Below are 17314 nucleotides of genomic sequence, written 5' to 3' on the forward strand. Positions count from 1 at the left end.
AAAGTAGATCGTCAACACTTAAGTCATCGTATGAATTTATGCTGTTCTCATTTTTTTCTACATTAATACGTAGCCCCTTTTCCCATGCTATCAAAAACACTTCTCCTATGGATTCTGCTCTATTAATCAATTCGAATCACACTCCCCATTCTCGTGCAGCATGTTAAATATCTAATGTTTTGGAAAGGTAGATATAAGTATTGATGTTTACCCCAATTTCCCTGCGTGCTATAATTTGCCTCGAATCACCCTTATACACAAGGAGAAATACAAAAGTGGTCAAAGTCTCCCGTGGGAGATGCCGACTTAAAATACTTCTCAAAGAGCGTCGTATGAAACAATCTGACTTAGTAAAGCTAACAGGCTATAGCAGGCACCTTATATCTAATTGGGCCAATAATCAGGATAAGATGTCTGCAGATGCTATGCTTACTGTAGCGCATGCCTTAGGTTGCCGAGTTGAAGATTTATACGATTTGATCTATCATTGAGCCTGGTCGGCTCTCCCCACGGGCATTTGTATGGTTCATCCATACATTTATATCGTTCATAATAGTTCCCCCTTTCTTAAAAAAGCGAATGAGCGTGTAAGGTACTTATATGTAAATAATACCTTTTTCCTATAACATTCGGTGTCGGAACATGTCGAACGTCCCGAAGGTAAAACTTTACATCTTTCGGCTTCAGCAAACGGTGAATTTACTTTGCATGAAAGCTATACCTAACATTATACACAGAACGCACGTTCCTGTTAATACGTATTATATTGTCGAATATTAACTATATTTTATCGTTTATTTATTTTGACGAAGTAGCATTCTCGGATGTTTTTGGTATGATTTAAGTAATCACCCTAAGAGAAGGTATGCAAATGAATCTATTTAGAATGGAAGTTATGGCAAATGGGTTCTCGCTTCACGTTTTCTATAGTGAGACTGAGGAAAGAGGGCTCAAGCAATGCAAGGAGTATGCAGCAGCGTTTCAGCGGAAGGTTAATAACATGGAACTCAAAGTCATCATTCAGAAGAGGGACAAGCAGGAGAACAGCTGGCATTACAAGGGTGTGCCATTCGAGTATTATAAGACCCTTACGAAAAAGCCTTTAAAGCAAAAAGAGAAAAACCCACCGGGATGAGCTGGTGGGTTCAGATATTCATTCATATGGTCTATACTTCTCACGCAACTGTTCCGCCTCTCGCTTACGGTCCTCAACATCCGATTTGAGAAAGAGACGAACTGACCCGGACTCTTTGACTGGCTGCAATTTACCACGCTGAACTAAGGACAGTAGATTTTGCTTGGACACGCCAAGCAGCTCCACTGTTTCAGCAGATGTTAGTACGTTCTCTTGTATGATGCGGATCAGATCGTCCCGTTCCATCAAATCACCTCGTAATCAATATTACCATTGTAGCGACACTTAGACCCAGCGAAAGCAAACTGATGATCAAAGTCACTTTAGTTATTTTTGACATACTCATGATTATACATGCTCCCTTCTTGTCATGCTATACTAAGGGAAGAGAAGGATTAAGGAACTCACACGGTCGGCCTTTGGGATTAACCGACCGTGCTACCCTCAAGTCCCGCCTATCGGCGTAAGACTATGATGAGGTTGACTACTGCGGTAAGCAAGCTGACAATGGCCGTGAGAAGCGTAACCAGCTTGTCCACCGGGAGTTCCTTTTTCTTTCTCCTTTTTTTCTTCATCCTTGTTCTCACCTCCCATAAATAATATACCATATCTGTTTACTGTAGTCAATAGGTTTATCCTGCATGTCTATGTTTTGATGAACGCAAAAAAGGCCCCGCCAGATTAACTGGTAGGGCCTTTGATATTTCCAATCGATAGGGATTATTCCTGAGTTGCTTCGATCTGTTTCAGGCGCTTGTCCAAATCGGTGACATTGCCATTTGTCGTTGCAATCAAGGCTAGGATATTTTTCCTGAGCCGATTAATGACTACCGCTGTTTCTTCCCTCGTGATCTGTGCCCCCGGACGGGTACCGTCAAAATATCCATTAGCGGTTACCTCAGCCCATGCCGCTTCTGCCCACTTGCTGGGCACGTTAATGTCTCTCTCCTGTGACACTGGCTTGTCCTCCTTAACTGGTTCATTCTTCTTTGAATACTTGGCTTTCAGCTCTGCAACCGATCCGTCAAACTCATTCAGATCCACCGCACCGCTGATCCCGTCAACCTTCCGATTACCGCGTGGCAGATATCCACCAGCCGCACCATCGCTGTACTGCCAGAAATCCCAACGCGTCCAACCGGAAGCATCAGCAGGCGTTTGGTTACTGTATCGTGCAATCCACAATGGGTACCCCCTCAGACCGCTGAAATTGCCGATGAATGCCGGATAAGTGTATACCATTGGCTTGACCCCTGTAAGCCTGTGAACCTCTTCCAGAAACGTTTTGGCTACAGCCGTAATCGTTGCTTTGCTATATCCCTTTTTGTTTGATTCATAGTCCATCACTGGCGGCAGATCAAACACGCCAATCCCACCCGCATCCTGAATGGCCCTGTAAAAATTCTGTGCTTCTGCCTTCGCAGCATCAACGCTGCCAGCAGAATCATCCACGTAATGATATGCACCGATCAGCAGGCCAGCCGCCTTGGCATCCTTCACGAACTGAAGGAACTTCGATGACCTGAAGGACTTGCCTTGTGTCGCCTTCATGAAGACAAAGGAAATCCCGTCCACTGCCACCCTCTTGAAATCGATATTACCGTTGTGATGGGATACGTCAATCCCCTGAGCATTCCCCTGTTTACGCGCTTGCATCTGTACCAGCTCCCTTTTTCGTCTGCTTCACCAACTGATTACCATAGACAGCCACAGCGCCCACTAGAATGCCTTGTACCACGCTCTCCATGCTCAAGCCAAGCATCAGGATAGAAAATACAATAGCTACACCGGAAACGATATAAATGATAGTCCAGTCTTGAACTCTTGGCGTTTTCTTGAGAACGTACCCGATCACCCAGCAGGCTGCCAATACGATCAGCAGCCTACCATCAATCAACCCTTGAATTATGTCCCATTCCACACTACATTCCCCCTAACTTAATTCCGGCCCATACAGCCGCGATAAGAAGTCCAGTCAATCCAGTTAATGCCGCACCATACACGGTACGCTTTAGCCACTTTTGGTCCTCGTCATGCTTATTTAAACGTGTCAGCGCATCTGCCGCATTGCGCTTGGCTTCATGAGCTACATCGGTTGTCTTCTTCAATTCAGCTTCAAGCTCAATAATCCGAAGAGTCATTTGCTGGGCTGCCTGTAGGGCTTCTTTGGAAATTTCTCTAACCTCGGCCAAACCTGGAGCCAATGCCGCCAGCGGCTTCAGCGCTTCCTCGATCCGAGCCAGTTGAACCTTCAAATCTACAATCGTATTTACATCCTGCACCTGCATGTCCTGTACACCTCCTGGTATGGCTTCCATACGCCAATCCCCCGTCTCTATCTGAATATATTGAAAAGCCCCCTGACCACTCCAGAGGGCATAAAAATAGCGCACCACTTGGGTACGCCTGTTATACGATATTTCCGTTTTGGTCCATTCCCGCCGCTTCCAGCGCTTCAGCCACTTTATCACGGCTTTGAACTGGTACAGACTCCAACTTTATCAGTCCTTTATGGATCATCATTACATATACAGCTAACATAGTTTCACCTCCCTTCAGGAGTGCTACGGCCCAGCGGATCAGCAGCCTAGCAAGTTTACGCCTCATCAGGTAGCACACTAAGCAGCAGCATGTGTAGTTCCATGAGTGCAAGTTGATTCGCGTTGCTCTCGGCGGACAATCTCTGGTTCTCGGCCTTGGAATCTTCGAGTTGCTGCTTTAAGAGGTTCACTTCCTGCGAAATATCAGGTGTTGGCTCGTCATACTCCCCATCGATATCAAAAGCTGTAAAATCAGAAACGCCACGAAAAGCGAACACTTCTGTTTGGTCGTTGTATCCGACGATACTATCCGCTGTTTTAACGATTCGCTGTGCCTCGAATGTTTCTCCATGAACCATTAAATTTCTCATGATCTGATCAACCCCCCTTGAACAACGGCTTCTGCTGTTGTCCCTCCAGGTTGTGCACTTAACTTAACAATGGTCGATCCGATATAAGAACCTAATCCGATACCATTTCCACTTCCTGAGTTATTATCTGAAAATACGTACGACATTGAAGATGAATATATTGCAATTGATTGCTTGTTTGATATGGTATTAGCCGTTAGATACGCATTAGAAAATGATATAGTAATGCCACTCTGAGTGCTAGATGTCGTCATTACACAGTTCGAAATTCTTGCTAACTTTACATATGTTAAATCTATCGCTGTCACATTAGATGGAGCATTTATAGTCAAGTACCTAATATATATGACGGATATACTCACCCGCATTAGCGAGACTCGCCCAGATAAGATGGCAGGAGACCCAGTGGTGGGTCCTATGATGTCGATATAGCCATTACCTTGTTTATGGGCTATGTTTATATCCTCGACATAAGTCCCAGCTGCTATGTGTATCGTGTAAGGGTTATTAAAAATAGGGGGAATTAATGATAATGCCTTGTTGATTGTTTTAAATGCTGTTGAAGTAGTTAGACCATCATTGCTGTCATTTCCCGTAGAAGCATTCACATTGTAAGTGATAAAAGTAGTTGTTAAATCAATACCCGATGAAGCGGCCGTCCAGATCGATCCATCATAATACTCCAGTTTTCCTGATCGGATACGCATCCCATGAGGTTCACTATTAGCTGCACTAGTATTTGCATGATTATCTAGAGCTGTTTGAGCTTCTGCCTGCACAGCATCGGCTTTAACCGTAGCATCCTCAGCAGCTAACTGCCGAACAGTGTTCACGGCTTTAGGTGTAGCAGCTTCGCCTTCCTCTTCGGATTCGGTAGCGTTGGAGAGCTGCACAATCCCTTTCTGTGTAAGGGACGCATCATCAATGACGATTTCCCCAACCTTCTGATCCGTGTATTCATTAGCTGCCTGTTCGGCTGCGTCTGCCTTGGCCTGCGCCCCCGTCTTGCTCTCCCCATCTTGCCGGACAAACTTGGCATCAGCTCCGCTCATAAGACCTGATAACCCACCTGTCACTGCGTCAGGAATGACATCTGTACCTCCCGGAAGATGAGTAATCGCATGAGCCCCCGGCGTTGCTTCCCCTGTTGCGGTTACGGTCACCTGTTTTGTTGTTGGATTGGTGGAAACTGTAATCCCGACACCGCCCACAAAGGTAACAGTATCGGATTTGCTGGAAGCTTCCACATCATTGATTACTGCAAAGGCGTTCTGGTTGACCTCGGCTCCTGCAGCAATCCCATTTAGCTTTGTGTGGTCCGCTGCTGTTACATGGATATTCGTATCCGATGCATGGCTGTCCAGATTGGCTTGTACGGCGTCCGTTTCAGCTTTGCGGGCAATGTCATCCGTTGCGGCTGGAGCGGCTACCTTGGCGCGGCCTGCGGCGTCACGTTGCATAAGCGTGTCAGGGGTTGAAGTGCTGGTGCGGCCATCCACTATCAGCTTGTCAGCCGCACTCATGAACCCCGCGGCATTGCCTTTTGCTGTCGGGTGCTCATCTGCCCCGCGTGCCTTGTGAGCTGCCAGATCAGCAGCAGCAGCGGCAATGGCTGCCGCCTTAGCTGCATCAGCTTTAGCCTGGGCGTCTGCTGGCGTTCCTTTGGTATCCATTTCAGCCTGCACACGATCAAAACCGATGTTAATGTTATTGAAATCCTCACTTATCTTTTTGCTGCCCTCCAGATTCGCGAACCGGTTCGCCATTCGTAACAACTCCCTTCAATAATGTTTCAACATCCTGGTGAATAGCCCGAAGGAATGCAACCTGAGAATCCAGCGTGGGCAATGTATCCACCATGGCCCGGATCACCAAAGGACTCTCACGGAAAATGTCAGTCACGTCTACGGACAGTTCAAGCACTTTCTTAACTTTCACCTGGTGCACCCCACTTCATATTTTTGATGACTCCAAGCATAGTTGCTTTCATCTCATCATTGACGCGGATCGTGATAACCTCGGCTTTTGTCTGATCATCATGGGCAATCAATTCCTCGCGGATAATCTCACGTAAACGCTGTTCATCCATGCTGTTCACCCTCCCTCAATGTAAAATCAGATTGAGTCCAAACCTCGCCGCAAGTAGCGCATCGTGGTTCCTGCTCAGGAAACGGATCAGGCTGCGGTGGAATCCCTTTGGATTTCAGAATGCTTTCAAAAATCTGTTCCTTTGCCTGGACATCCTTGTGCAGAACAAAAACAGACGTGCCACAGTATCCGCAGCACGCCAATGGTCTTTTATAGGTAATACCGTCCACTTCCAAGAAATCATCCCCCTTTTTGGGCAACAAAAAAAGAGCCCTCCGAAATGGACTCTCGTTTGTATTTATGGATTATTTGATTGCAGCAAGCGCTTCGTCTATTTGTTTCAGCTCCGCTTCGGACTTAGCTATTTCAGCGTCATATTCAGCAAGGGATTTTTCCCACTTCGTTATTGCTTCTGCATTATTACTTTTACGTACTTCTTCCAACCCTTTTACGACGTCATCTCTACCTTTTACAATAGGCGGGATGATTTTTGTCTTATATTCGTTTTGCATTGACTCAAGATAAGCTTTTGACTTACCAGTGTATGCATTTGATACGGACGATGGTTCTTGTGTAACGACTGACTCTTCACTTTCAGAAGTGATAGTAATTGTTTTACCACTCACTTTCACATCAGCTCCTAAAGCTTCGGATAAGGCGCGGGCTGGAACGTTTGCCCGTGAATCAATAACCGCTCCCTTGTCCGACAATTTTTTTCCATCCACAATAACCGTGTATTCACCAGTCACCTTTTTACCAACAAGAGATTTTACCTGATCAGCAAAAGCCCCTGCTGATGTCGAAAAAACTACACCGATAATGATACCGCCAGCAATATATGCAACTTTGTGTGCAAACTTCTTCATGTCTATACCTCCGCAATTGGTTCATTTTACCTAATATGATACATTACGGGGTCGATGTCGTAAAGGTTCCACCACCAGTATTCGGATTATTTGCATTATTACCGTGATTATGATGAGCGGTAGTTACAGAATGAGTGTGAGTATTGAAAGCAGATGTCAAACTGGAAATCTGAGACTGCAACGATGTTAACTGTGCTTGTAGACCAGTTACGCTCGAAATGGTTAACCCAGTAGCTCCAGAATTAAATGTGGCAGCACCTCCAAATGTCACAGCACCTTGCATACGGATTGGATTCCCTGTATTGTTCGAACCAATTATGATGCTATTTCCATACATGGTCAGGACGCCACTGTTTGAATAGGAATTGATCTCGCCCACCGATGTTCCGTTTGCATCCCTAAAGATCAGAGCTGCGGCCAAAGAATCATCTGTAGTCGCCATCTGTATCCTGTTGCGTCCACTTGAATCGTAGGACCGGAACCCAGCCGTATCAATCTCAATGCGCCTGCCACTGTTAGCTGTTTTCAGAACAGAACCAATGATGGTTGAACCGTTGATTGTACCACCATTGATCTGCCCCCCTGTGATGACTGCCGCCGTGATCGTACCGCTAAACTCCCCGCCAACCGCAACCATATGGCCGGACTCGTTGACGGAAAATGAGTTGCCTATCTGGATACTGCCACCTACAATGCGCCCACCGGAAACTGTACCGCTGAACACACCGTCCGAAGCTTCCAGCGTCCCTATGAATTTGTATTTGCCTGCAACCGGATCGAAGTACAATTTGTCTTGACCATCGGCCTGGAATGATAGCTTGTCGCTGTTCAGAATGACCTTGCTCTTGTGATCTTCCCGCTCAATGATCAATCCCTCAGTACGAGTGATCGTGGTCCCATAATAAGACTTGCCTTCCTTGAGGGCATCCTTATTCAGCTTGTTTACTTGTTGTGTCAGACTGCCTTCAACCACAAATTCGCTCCGCTGTTCGGACACAGACGGTGCTTCCAGGCTCATCTTCAAGCCGCCTGCAAAACTGAACACCTGGTGTAAGATGATTGACTTGTACTCTACAAGCCCATTCCATGGGATCTGGGTATCTTCCCATGTTGACACAGTATCAATCCAGGTACTGCCTTCCTGCTGCACAAACCCGATGACATCCCCTTGTTCCAACTGAGGATACCCCCGCGCTTCCATCGTCAAAGGAAGATATGCAAAGCCGTTCAGTGCTGCGTGAAGATTGTTTACTTGCGATTGGGTCATAAACGGGTTTTCGATGTATAAGGTGTGATTCTCATCCCCGGTACCCGCTTCATATTGCAACTCATCTTCGGTGTTGTACGTAACCACTACACGGCTATATGACTTAACGGGATTGGTCATTTTGGCAACCACATAATCCGCTGTCGTCATTTCAAATACAGGTTCTTCAGCAGCCGTAAACCGCTTGAATTTCAACGTGCCAGCCTTATCTATAAAAATACTCGCGCTATTCGCGGAAGCGATGTAGGCAAGCACTTGACGCATGGTGTACCCTGCTGGCCCTGCCTGCACCTGATAAGATGGATTAATCACCACGCTGCTGTCATACGTCCAGCCAAGCCGGTTGCAAATTTCATTGAAGACCGCTCTTTGTGTGGTGGGATAAGTCAAGGACGACACGTAAGCCACATCAGCCATAACCAGCTTGTCGTAACAGGTGTACGTCCAAACATCATTGATCTTCTCCCGATCATCGACAAAGAACTCTCCCAGCGGCAACCAGTCCGTCCCTGAGCCCGTCCAAGTGATATTCATGTCTTGCCATGGGTACTGTGCTTCTAGCCACGTCAGGCCAGCCAGAGACAGGGAGAGGTACGGCACGATACGTGCATTCGCCGGGATGATCTCATTTGTTCGAAGTTTGATTGTCAGTTTAGAAGGAATGGCCGTCCCGATCTGGAAACCATCGGTCAGGCTCAAACTGTTCTCAATACTGAAATCCACGATTCTACTGCTATCGTATTCCTCACTGCCTACCAGAGCCTTAACAATGAATTCCCGGTCTGGCCGTCTTAAATAATCCGTGTAGAGCGGCGATATTGGATACATCTCGTCACCTCTCTGTCAGCGTCAATTTGAGACCATTCCAGTACATGACGCCGCCACTCATGACGCTAAACGGTGCAGGCCGATTGCCGACATACATCCGTTTGGTTTCGTGTTTCCCTGTCATCGGATCTGGAAAAGTGCAATCAAAAAACACATTGGACATGGATTGAAGGATAGAGGACATTTCTGCCCAGGTTAGCATCCCCCAAGTCATGTCTATCTGCCGTTTGACTGCTATCCGGTCCCGGTTCAAGGTTCCGTTTGCAGTACGCACGGATGAATTCGCGTCATCCAAGTCAAGTACCGTCACCTGGTACGATGAAGGATAAGCGGCAATCACTTGACCATTAATTTTGATTTCCAATCTGCATCCCTCCTATGTCGTTAATGGTGAACGGCCTTGACGCCTTGTAATGTCGTTTATTGCACTCACAGTAGCACGCCCCAGCTCCGTACCATTGAGCTGAATGACGGTCTGTTTATCTCCGTTTCGGATCGCGTCCAGAATCAGGAGCAGGATTTCCACCATCGGCTGATTGTTCCCGCCGATCATGTCTTGAAGCTTGGACAACGGCGACACGACTTCTGGGTCAACGGAAGCCCCTCGGTTATCCCCGACCATGGCAAGCGTAGGCCCGTAGGCCAAACCGCCTTTTGCCAGCTTCGGAATTTTCGGGATCTGCGGTACCCCGATGTTACCCCCGCCCACTTTCTGCCCAAATACCTCGAATTCCGGAATACTTACACTCAAGCTGTTGAATCCTTCGATGACCTTGTTAATGCCATCTATGATCAGGTTCAATGGAGCTTTGACCAAGCTGTACAAGGAATCGAATATCCCACCAAAGATGTCTTTTACGCCTGTCCATGCCTTCTTCCAGTCACCTGTGAAAGCACCCGCCACAAAATCAATGACGCCGCCAAGGGTTTTCAGCAGCCCCTTGATGATGCCGCCTACGCTTTCGATGACCGTTGTGACGATGTTCAGTATGATGTTAAAGCCCTTGGTGAAGCCTGGAGCCAGTTTGTCTATGACATAACTGATCAACGGAACAATGAACTTGTTATAGATGTCCAATGCAGCGTTAACCAGTTTCATGACCACCTCGCCCACTTGCTTGATGATTCCCTTGAGCGTGCCGTCCCAAATTTCATTCAGCTTTTTGAGGAACGGCTCTATGATCGGTTTCAGGATGTCGTCCCAAAGTTTCTGGAACAGCTTGCGCGTGTTCTCCATAAACTCCGTCAGCTTCGCAAGTAGTTCAGCCCCATATTTGTTCCACAAACCTTTAATCGTCTCCAGCGTGTCCAAGACAATTTTCTTGATCAAGTCAAATACAGGCTTGAGTACCGTATTGTAAATGTCATTGATCAGCTTGACGGCCCATTCAAACGTGTTGGCTGCTTCCTTGAAAGCCCAAACCAACGTGTCTGCAAACACAGGTACCAGCGTATCAATAATCTTCGCGGCAATCGGGATGATGAAGTCATTCAAGGCATAATCCACAAAAGGTTTAAGCGTACCATTCAGCAAGTCAGAAAATGATTTCCCGATCTGCGGAATGATGTCCAAGAACAAATCCCTGAACTGCTCAAGCGCTGGATTAAGTGTGCTGTCCCATAGATCGTTGATGTGGTTGACTGCATTCGTGAAAGTCTTAGTGAACGTGTCGATGGCCCAGACCAGTGTATCTGTGAAAATGGGTACCAGCGTCTCAGCAAGCACCGTAGATACCGGGATTGCAAAGTCATTCATCATGAAATCCGTGAACGGGTTCAACGTCCCATCCAGTAGGCTTTGCAGGGCTGCCGCGATTAACGGCATATTGGTAACAAAGGCGTTCTTCACCTTCTCCAGACTTGGCAACCAAACGTTTTCCCACAGCTTAATGGATTGATCCGTGGAATTCCGGAATGTCCGGTCAAGAAAATCAAATGTCCATACGATCTGCTTCGCAATGACAGGAGCAAACGATTTAACAAAGCCTGTGACGATGGCCGGAATGAAGTCACCCAAAATGTACTTAGCCACCGGAACAAGTACCTTGTCTTTCAGATCCAAGAACGTCTTGCCCATATTGGATACCGATTGACGAATAGGCACCATCATATCAATGAACGGTTGCAATGCCGGCCGCATTTCGCCCCAGCCCGAAGAGATATACGCCCAGGCTTTTGAGAATCGGGATTTTACATCTTCCAAGAATGCAGCAACCTGTTGTTTGATTGGATCGATCTCGATTGATGGTGTTCCCAAGTCCAGGTCACCAAACCCAGCCAAACCGCCCAAGCCCCCGCCTATTCCTTTGCCAGCTCCAGCAGCTTTAGAACCTGCATCATCCAGAGCGGACGCCGCGGATTGAGCAAGGGTATTGAGCTGATCAAATCCGGCCAGACTGCCCTTCATGTCTTTCCCGGCCTTCTTGGCCTTCTTGCCTGCCTTCTCAGCCGCTTTGCCTGTATCTTCTACAGCAGGAGCTGCGGCCGCTGCTGCATCACCCATCCCGCCCATTGCATCGGTGGCCACTGTCATTCCTGCGCCACCAGCGTTCACGGCGTCACCAAAGACAAGTTCCGTAAATGCCTTGAAATAGGCTGCTGCAATCTGCAGCTTGGCAATGACCCAATTGAGCCCCTTTACGATCGGTGCCAAAATGTTGATAAAGCCAGCACCCATCGTGCCTTTAAAGATGTTCCACTGTTCGCCCATGATTCTAATTTGGTTCGCCCAGCTCTGACCATTACGGGCAAAGTCGCCCTGAGCATCGGCTGTTACCTGTAGCAAGTATCCGTAACGAAGCATGGCTTGTTCAGACTGGGTCATGGATAGCCATGATTTCGTGATGCCCTGTGACATCGCGTAGGCTTCCATGTTGACCACGGACATGTTTACACCCAATTGCTTCAGCGGCTCAGTCTCACCGACCATACCAGAGAACACTTTGTAATACGCTTCGTCATTCGTGATGTTATAAAAAGAAGCCATGTCAGCAGATAATTCCGTCAAATTAACGGACATCTGTTTCATGGCTTCACCAGAGATACCGGATGACTTGAGCATGGCACCCATGGTGGATGCATATTTCTTCCCTGCCAGTTCCGACAAACCAAAGCTGTCAATCAGGTTAGTTGACCAGTTGTTAATCTGGCTAGTCATGGCACCGAACGTAACGTTCACCACGTTCTGGACCTCAGCCAAGTCGGACGCCAAGTTGATGGCCTCTTTACTGAATTCCTTTATACCATTTACAGCAAAAGCAGCGGCAACGATCCCGCCCAGTTTGCGGAATGCCCCACCGACAAGGTTGGTAGCTGTGCCAGCGATTCCGTTAAGCTGACTTTGAAACGGCCCATAATTGAGCCCTAGGTCTAAATCTACCCGTCCTGCGCTGGACATCTACCCACCCCCAAACGCCCGGTCCATAATGGCTTCCAGACTCTTCATGTCCTGTGCATACTTCTGAGGGTCTTCCAATTGTTTATATGACTGCCGTTTACGCCAATCGTTATAGATGCGGCGCTGATCTGCGTTGAACCCCTTAATGGTCTTGGGATCTTGCTCTGCCCGGATTGATACAATGCTTCCCAGCGGTGTATCCGGCATAAGGCCGCCGACTAATGTACAGAACTCTTCCCAAGCCATATCCCCGTGTTGGCGTATGCGGATACCGTATTGTTTGGCAAGACTGGATTCAATTAGCCCCCAATCTTCGTACAGGTCATACCAGCCGTCAGGACTGGACTTCCCGCTGAAATCGCGCATTCGCTTCCTCATAGGTGATGTTCATCATCGCCGCAAGAACTGCCGATGCCAGAACCATGATATTTCCCATGCTCATTCCCTCGACATCCATTTCCTTATATGCCTTTTTGCCAAACGCGCCTTCCAAGGCTTTCAAAATACCAGTCAAGCCGCCTGTTGCCGCTTCTTCAAACGCCATCATAGCTGAAATACCGTTGTTGACAGGATACAGTTTTTCACCGATCTGAATGGACGGCAATTCTGTAGAAAACTTATCTGTGATATTAATAACTTTTGACATTGGTAAATCCCCCTTGGTTTATCAATTATGGTGTAGTTGGTGCTTTCTCAAAATCAGGCTTACCATCAGACAGCAGCTCGAATTCCAGACCGTCAATGTTGGTCGAATCGCCACCCGCTGGCGTGGTCAGGTTAATGACGCAATTCATGGTCAGCTTCGCACCGGAAGGCATCGTCCATTCAAAGATGGTTTCCACACCCTGCCCTGTTTCAAGCAGCAAACCTGCAACATAATCGTTACCTGGATCACCGTAGTTTCTTTTACCACTAAAGCTGAACGATAAGGATTTACCCGTTACTGCACGTCTGGTCCAGCCGCCCTGATCCATCGAACTCCATTCTTCCGTATTGCCGTCGATGGCTGGAGCAAAGTTTTCTAAATCCTTGATCATCACCAACTCTGAATCTGTGGAAGCTCGACCCTTGATACCTACTTTGAAAATATTGTTATGAACCGGAAAAACGCCAGTTGTCGGCATTAAAATCCCCTACCTCTCGTAATAAATCGTTGTCTCAATCACGTATTCGTATATCCCTGCATCATCGGTACCAACATCAATAGGCCATGGTGTCCGCATCTCAAAAGCAATGACACGGTGCCCTGCTATCTCGCCATCAGAACGACCAAATAGCGCAGCATAGACCTCATGGGCCTTACGCTCCGCTGTATCTGCATTCTTTGACCAGTGAACCAGGATTGATATGGACTTGCTGGCATAGCTGGTATTTGGCAGACCTCCGATAGCAATGTAAGGTTGTCCGGTATTCAGGTTGTAAACCCCAACGGACTGTTCCTTCTTGCCGTCGATCTTGCCAATGTACCAATTTGGGGAATCGATCTGCGTTTTCAGCCAATCCCTAATCTCGGACAGCATCATTTGATGAATCCACCCCCGAACTTCTTGATCAGTTTTTCAAACGTCTTACGTATCCAACCCTTCTGCTCTTGTTGCCAAGCTTCCAGCCACAACCCTTGGGCGTTAGCGTTCTTATCCCTGCGGAAGTTGTATTCTGGGTGCCAATATAGACGGCGTGCATACGGGGTGTCATAGACAATCTTCACCTGGCCCTTTTTCAGCCCTGTTTTGTCTACCCAAGCGCTTCGCTCAAGCTCACCTGTTTGCTTCGGCACAACCTGAGCATTGGCAATCTCGGTCAAGATGCTCTGTTCCTTCCCGTTCGCTACGACTTCAAGCGCCTTGATCGGGGCATTTGCAAGTTCCCGCATTGCCCGGGGATCCATCGTCACTTTAACCTTCATATCAACTCAGCTCCAATTCCGTAGAAAAGACGCTGCCGTCTGGATGTTGCGGCCTTGAAGCGCTGAATATGATCCGATCAGTACCGCCAACCCGGACAAAGCCCTCAATCAATTCTCCTGGCAGGATATCGCCCCGGATGATCACCTTACCGGATAGCGTGACCAATCGGCGCTCCTTATCCAGCTTCTGACGCATCTTCTCGTCATAACAGGCAAGCCCGTCAAAGATCAATTCTTCGACAGGCTCCCCATCCTCTGACAGCTTGGTGTGAAACACTTGAACCGGTGTCTTCAATATCCAATGTGGAAACGGAAACTTACCCCGCATCAACGTAGCCCCCTATTCATCAGCCCTGTGGCTCTCAGCAGGCTTGTTACACCTTCGGTAGTCTTAACCCCTCCGGGTCCATCAACGGCCTTAAATGACACGCTGACGCTGCCTGCCGAGTATCCAGAGAGTGGGAAGTCCAAGTAATCCCCATATTGGAACTGGAAATCGGCTTGTTGGCACACTGCCTTAACCACGTTCCCCCGCTGAAAGGCTGTCAGACCTTCTAGTTTGCGTTGTACGATGCGATTATAGGTCAGGCTGTCTATTTGGTCGGATGCCCGACTAAGAGCCTTATTCAAGTCCTCAGCCGGGATCATGCCGTCCCCATACAGTTCATACTCATCAGCTGTGGCATAAGCCATAGGATCACTTCCCAGTTTCAGCAATCTCAGCCTCAAGCGTTTCAGCGTCTTTCTCTGCTGCGCCCTCGATCCCGAGATCCGTTGCTTTCTTACGCAGAGCCTTCAACCGCTTCTCTGCCTCTTTCTTCTCAAGCTCAGCGGCCTTTGCAACCTCATCTGTCTGCGGATCTGGATCCGGTTCCGATCGATCCACCGTGTAGCCCTTCCCCTCAAACCACTGCAGCAAATGCTCGTTGTCCGTTTCCCCAATGCCATTAATAAACATGACACTTGCAGACAACCCTGTGTACTGTTCGTTTGGTGCAATTACCTTAGCCATCAAGCGCCGCCTCCCTCTTCCGGATCATCCGTTGCCGGTTCCGGATAATTCGGTTCCAAGGCATCCGGCGTTACTGTACCGATACGCTCAGTGCCTCGTGGAACCTCGTAACCGTCAGCTGTAGGTTCCAAGGCGTCCGGTGTTGGACTGCCCTGGCGTACGCCTACAAAGTACCCGTTCACATACCCGTTTGGGATATCGTCTTTATACTTCATCCTAGCCCCTCCTTACTGAACTTTGATCTTACGCATAACCCCGGCTGCTTTCGTTGCTTTCAACGCAACAGCGGAAACCATCTCGACCTCGCCCTGTTTCACTGCACCTGGAGTTGTGAAATCAGGCAACCAGGTACGTACTGGTGGTTGACCCGCCATCGATACTCCGTGGAATCCATCCAAGCCAAGACGCACAATGTACAGCGAAGTTTCGCCGGATGCATTCGTACCAACAACAGGATCATTCGATCCGGATTTCGCTCCGAGATCCACGAGCGGGGTTGTGCCGTAATACTCGACTTGTTTTCCGAACTCATCCTGCTTCGCCATGTACATACCAGAGCGACGAGCAACGGCTCTGATCCGTGCGATCATTTTCAGGTTCCCCATGATCGCTGAAGGCTCTCCGTCCAACCCCATTAAGAACTCGTCCAGCTGGTCCAAGAACGATTTATAGTTGGAATCGACTGCAGCGGAAGTGGAAAGGTCAATCGCTGCAGAAGGATTGTATTCAGTGCTGGATCCAGTCAAGGCTTTGTCCAACCCGTCAAATACTTCATCATCCACAGCGCTGTCACCATTGATTACCGTATCGTTGAACAGAGCCTTAGCCGCCTTGATCTTCTGCTGCATCTGGAATTCCGTTTCACTCACGATTCCGCCCATGCCTGCAATAACACGGTCAATACCAAACGCACCGCCGAATACTTTCAGGTCAACTGTGTAACGTTGTTTCTTCGTCTCGTGGTTAGTGTATTCACTGTTAACTGCCCGGAACTGAGCTGTTGGCTGCGTAATCGCTCGTGTATAGCCATAGGTTAATGTAGCACCGCCGCCTGTTGGGGATACCGCATCGTCAAAAGTCATATTGTCCAACAGAAAGTTATTTTTCCGAAATTCATCGATAACGCCCAGTGTAATCGCGTCCTGTACGTTTTTCTTTGCTTCGCTTAATGTAATTGCCATGTAAAATCACTCCTTGTTTTAATTGCTTATTTATTTTTGGAAATGGGACGAAATCGCATCTTTTAAGGATACAGCCGCTCCTGGTGGATTCGGATTCCCGCCACCGCCAAGTTTGAAACCTCCAGCTCCTCCGCCTGCTTCTTTGTTCTCCTCTTCCTTGAACAGATAGGCATCAGATGTTTTCAATCCGGTCAGCTGCTCATCAAGACCAACAATCTTGCCATCGTCTCCAAGAACCAGCTTCGTCTTATCGATCAGACCTGTTACAACTTTTTCGTTATGAACCTTGCCGGTTAAAGCAGCCGTAATGGCGTTGCTGATTTTGACTTCCTTCAGATCGGATTCATATTGTGTCTTGGCAGTCTGGTTCTCGGTTTTCAGTGTCTCGATCTGTTGTTTCAGATCCTCTGATAGTCCCGCAGTTTTGCCCAGATCATCAATCTGTTTATCACGATCTGTAACGTCCTTCTCCAGCTTCTTCCTAATCTCGGATAACTCGTTGTACTGCGATTTAGGTACAAAGTGCTTCGGTAACTCCTTATTCACATCTCCAATAAATGCATCGATCTTTACATCTTCCCAACCTGCTTGTTTCAACAGTTCTCTGAGCCAATCCATTTGTCATCAGCCTCCATAGATTTATATAGCTGCTCTCCAGCTAAGGGAGCGGACCGTTATGCTCCGGTCAACGAGCAATAGGCCCCAGCAGTCTCAGCTAGGGCC

27 protein-coding genes are annotated in these 17314 nt (G+C 47.9%); 2 read left to right on the forward strand and 25 right to left on the reverse strand.

The window, feature by feature from the left end:
- Positions 1–203 precede the first annotated feature (203 nt).
- Together Q0V21_RS18655 and Q0V21_RS18660 are read left to right on the forward strand one after the other, a co-directional pair.
- The gene (locus Q0V21_RS18655; RefSeq protein ID WP_301880628.1) at positions 204–491 is read left to right on the forward strand and encodes a helix-turn-helix transcriptional regulator; all 288 of its coding nucleotides are present in this window, start codon (positions 204–206) and stop codon (positions 489–491) included.
- 380 nt (positions 492–871) lie between these two features.
- The gene (locus Q0V21_RS18660; protein WP_301880040.1) at positions 872–1135 is read left to right on the forward strand and encodes a hypothetical protein; all 264 of its coding nucleotides are present in this window, start codon (positions 872–874) and stop codon (positions 1133–1135) included.
- Between the two features lie 18 nt (positions 1136–1153).
- On the opposite strand, the gene Q0V21_RS18665 is transcribed toward Q0V21_RS18660, so the two are convergent.
- From Q0V21_RS18665 to Q0V21_RS18785, 25 genes are all read right to left on the reverse strand, one after another.
- Entirely contained in the window at positions 1154–1381 is a 228-nt protein-coding gene (locus tag Q0V21_RS18665) for a helix-turn-helix domain-containing protein (protein WP_301880041.1), read from the reverse strand.
- Positions 1382–1855: 474 nt separating this feature from the next.
- Entirely contained in the window at positions 1856–2791 is a 936-nt protein-coding gene (locus tag Q0V21_RS18670) for a glycoside hydrolase family 25 protein (RefSeq protein ID WP_301880042.1), read from the reverse strand.
- Positions 2778–3056, reverse strand: coding sequence for a phage holin family protein (locus tag Q0V21_RS18675; protein ID WP_301880044.1), 279 nt, complete (start codon positions 3054–3056; stop codon positions 2778–2780). The genes Q0V21_RS18670 and Q0V21_RS18675 overlap by 14 nt, the downstream gene beginning before the upstream one ends.
- Position 3057: 1 nt before the next feature.
- Positions 3058–3531, reverse strand: coding sequence for a hypothetical protein (locus tag Q0V21_RS18680; protein ID WP_301878325.1), 474 nt, complete (start codon positions 3529–3531; stop codon positions 3058–3060).
- A gap of 13 nt (positions 3532–3544) precedes the next feature.
- The gene (locus Q0V21_RS18685) at positions 3545–3676 is read right to left on the reverse strand and encodes a hypothetical protein (RefSeq protein WP_278294822.1); all 132 of its coding nucleotides are present in this window, start codon (positions 3674–3676) and stop codon (positions 3545–3547) included.
- Between the two features lie 55 nt (positions 3677–3731).
- Positions 3732–4046, reverse strand: a complete 315-nt coding sequence (locus Q0V21_RS18690) for a hypothetical protein (RefSeq protein ID WP_301878326.1) — start codon at positions 4044–4046, stop codon at positions 3732–3734.
- Positions 4043–5812: a tail fiber protein gene (locus Q0V21_RS18695; protein ID WP_301878327.1), complete on the reverse strand. Its 1770-nt coding sequence runs from the start codon at positions 5810–5812 to the stop codon at positions 4043–4045. The genes Q0V21_RS18690 and Q0V21_RS18695 overlap by 4 nt, the downstream gene beginning before the upstream one ends.
- Positions 5766–5984, reverse strand: a complete 219-nt coding sequence (locus Q0V21_RS18700; protein WP_301880045.1) for a hypothetical protein — start codon at positions 5982–5984, stop codon at positions 5766–5768. The genes Q0V21_RS18695 and Q0V21_RS18700 overlap by 47 nt, the downstream gene beginning before the upstream one ends.
- Entirely contained in the window at positions 5974–6135 is a 162-nt protein-coding gene (locus Q0V21_RS18705) for a hypothetical protein (RefSeq protein ID WP_301880046.1), read from the reverse strand. Before Q0V21_RS18705 ends, Q0V21_RS18700 begins: the two co-directional genes overlap by 11 nt.
- Positions 6128–6397 carry a hypothetical protein gene (locus Q0V21_RS18710; protein ID WP_301880047.1) on the reverse strand — a complete coding sequence of 90 codons (270 nt, stop codon included), beginning with the start codon at positions 6395–6397 and terminating at the stop codon, positions 6128–6130. The genes Q0V21_RS18705 and Q0V21_RS18710 overlap by 8 nt, the downstream gene beginning before the upstream one ends.
- Positions 6398–6439: 42 nt before the next feature.
- Positions 6440–7000, reverse strand: a complete 561-nt coding sequence (locus tag Q0V21_RS18715) for a stalk domain-containing protein (RefSeq protein ID WP_301880048.1) — start codon at positions 6998–7000, stop codon at positions 6440–6442.
- Between the two features lie 43 nt (positions 7001–7043).
- Positions 7044–9095 carry a hypothetical protein gene (locus Q0V21_RS18720; protein WP_301880049.1) on the reverse strand — a complete coding sequence of 684 codons (2052 nt, stop codon included), beginning with the start codon at positions 9093–9095 and terminating at the stop codon, positions 7044–7046.
- Between the two features lie 4 nt (positions 9096–9099).
- Positions 9100–9459 carry a DUF6711 family protein gene (locus Q0V21_RS18725; RefSeq protein WP_301880050.1) on the reverse strand — a complete coding sequence of 120 codons (360 nt, stop codon included), beginning with the start codon at positions 9457–9459 and terminating at the stop codon, positions 9100–9102.
- Between the two features lie 12 nt (positions 9460–9471).
- Entirely contained in the window at positions 9472–12492 is a 3021-nt protein-coding gene (locus Q0V21_RS18730) for a phage tail protein (protein WP_301880051.1), read from the reverse strand.
- Positions 12493–12858 carry a Gp15 family bacteriophage protein gene (locus tag Q0V21_RS18735; protein ID WP_301880052.1) on the reverse strand — a complete coding sequence of 122 codons (366 nt, stop codon included), beginning with the start codon at positions 12856–12858 and terminating at the stop codon, positions 12493–12495.
- Complete coding sequence (locus Q0V21_RS18740) at positions 12827–13138, reverse strand: hypothetical protein (protein WP_105597973.1); 312 nt, start codon at positions 13136–13138, stop codon at positions 12827–12829. The genes Q0V21_RS18735 and Q0V21_RS18740 overlap by 32 nt, the downstream gene beginning before the upstream one ends.
- 25 nt (positions 13139–13163) lie before the next feature.
- A complete protein-coding gene (locus Q0V21_RS18745; protein ID WP_301880057.1) occupies positions 13164–13616 on the reverse strand; it encodes a phage tail tube protein in 453 nt (150 codons plus the stop codon).
- A 9-nt stretch (positions 13617–13625) separates the two neighbouring features.
- Positions 13626–14015, reverse strand: coding sequence for a minor capsid protein (locus Q0V21_RS18750; RefSeq protein WP_301880059.1), 390 nt, complete (start codon positions 14013–14015; stop codon positions 13626–13628).
- The gene (locus Q0V21_RS18755; RefSeq protein ID WP_301880060.1) at positions 14012–14398 is read right to left on the reverse strand and encodes a hypothetical protein; all 387 of its coding nucleotides are present in this window, start codon (positions 14396–14398) and stop codon (positions 14012–14014) included. The genes Q0V21_RS18750 and Q0V21_RS18755 overlap by 4 nt, the downstream gene beginning before the upstream one ends.
- A 1-nt stretch (position 14399) precedes the next feature.
- Positions 14400–14726 carry a hypothetical protein gene (locus tag Q0V21_RS18760; protein ID WP_222215888.1) on the reverse strand — a complete coding sequence of 109 codons (327 nt, stop codon included), beginning with the start codon at positions 14724–14726 and terminating at the stop codon, positions 14400–14402.
- Positions 14726–15091, reverse strand: a complete 366-nt coding sequence (locus Q0V21_RS18765) for a head-tail connector protein (protein ID WP_301880062.1) — start codon at positions 15089–15091, stop codon at positions 14726–14728. Before Q0V21_RS18765 ends, Q0V21_RS18760 begins: the two co-directional genes overlap by 1 nt.
- 4 nt (positions 15092–15095) lie before the next feature.
- Positions 15096–15410, reverse strand: a complete 315-nt coding sequence (locus Q0V21_RS18770; protein ID WP_301880063.1) for a hypothetical protein — start codon at positions 15408–15410, stop codon at positions 15096–15098.
- Positions 15410–15625, reverse strand: coding sequence for a hypothetical protein (locus Q0V21_RS18775; RefSeq protein ID WP_301880064.1), 216 nt, complete (start codon positions 15623–15625; stop codon positions 15410–15412). The genes Q0V21_RS18770 and Q0V21_RS18775 overlap by 1 nt, the downstream gene beginning before the upstream one ends.
- Before the next feature lie 12 nt (positions 15626–15637).
- Positions 15638–16591 (reverse strand): major capsid protein, encoded by a 954-nt coding sequence (locus Q0V21_RS18780; RefSeq protein ID WP_301880065.1) that lies wholly within the window; start codon positions 16589–16591, stop codon positions 15638–15640.
- 30 nt (positions 16592–16621) lie between these two features.
- Entirely contained in the window at positions 16622–17209 is a 588-nt protein-coding gene (locus Q0V21_RS18785; protein ID WP_301880066.1) for a phage scaffolding protein, read from the reverse strand.
- Positions 17210–17314: the final 105 nt, after the last annotated feature.

It is taken from the genome of Paenibacillus sp. 11B, assembly GCF_030487755.1.
GTDB classification, from domain to species: Bacteria; Bacillota; Bacilli; order Paenibacillales; family Paenibacillaceae; genus Paenibacillus; species Paenibacillus vandeheii.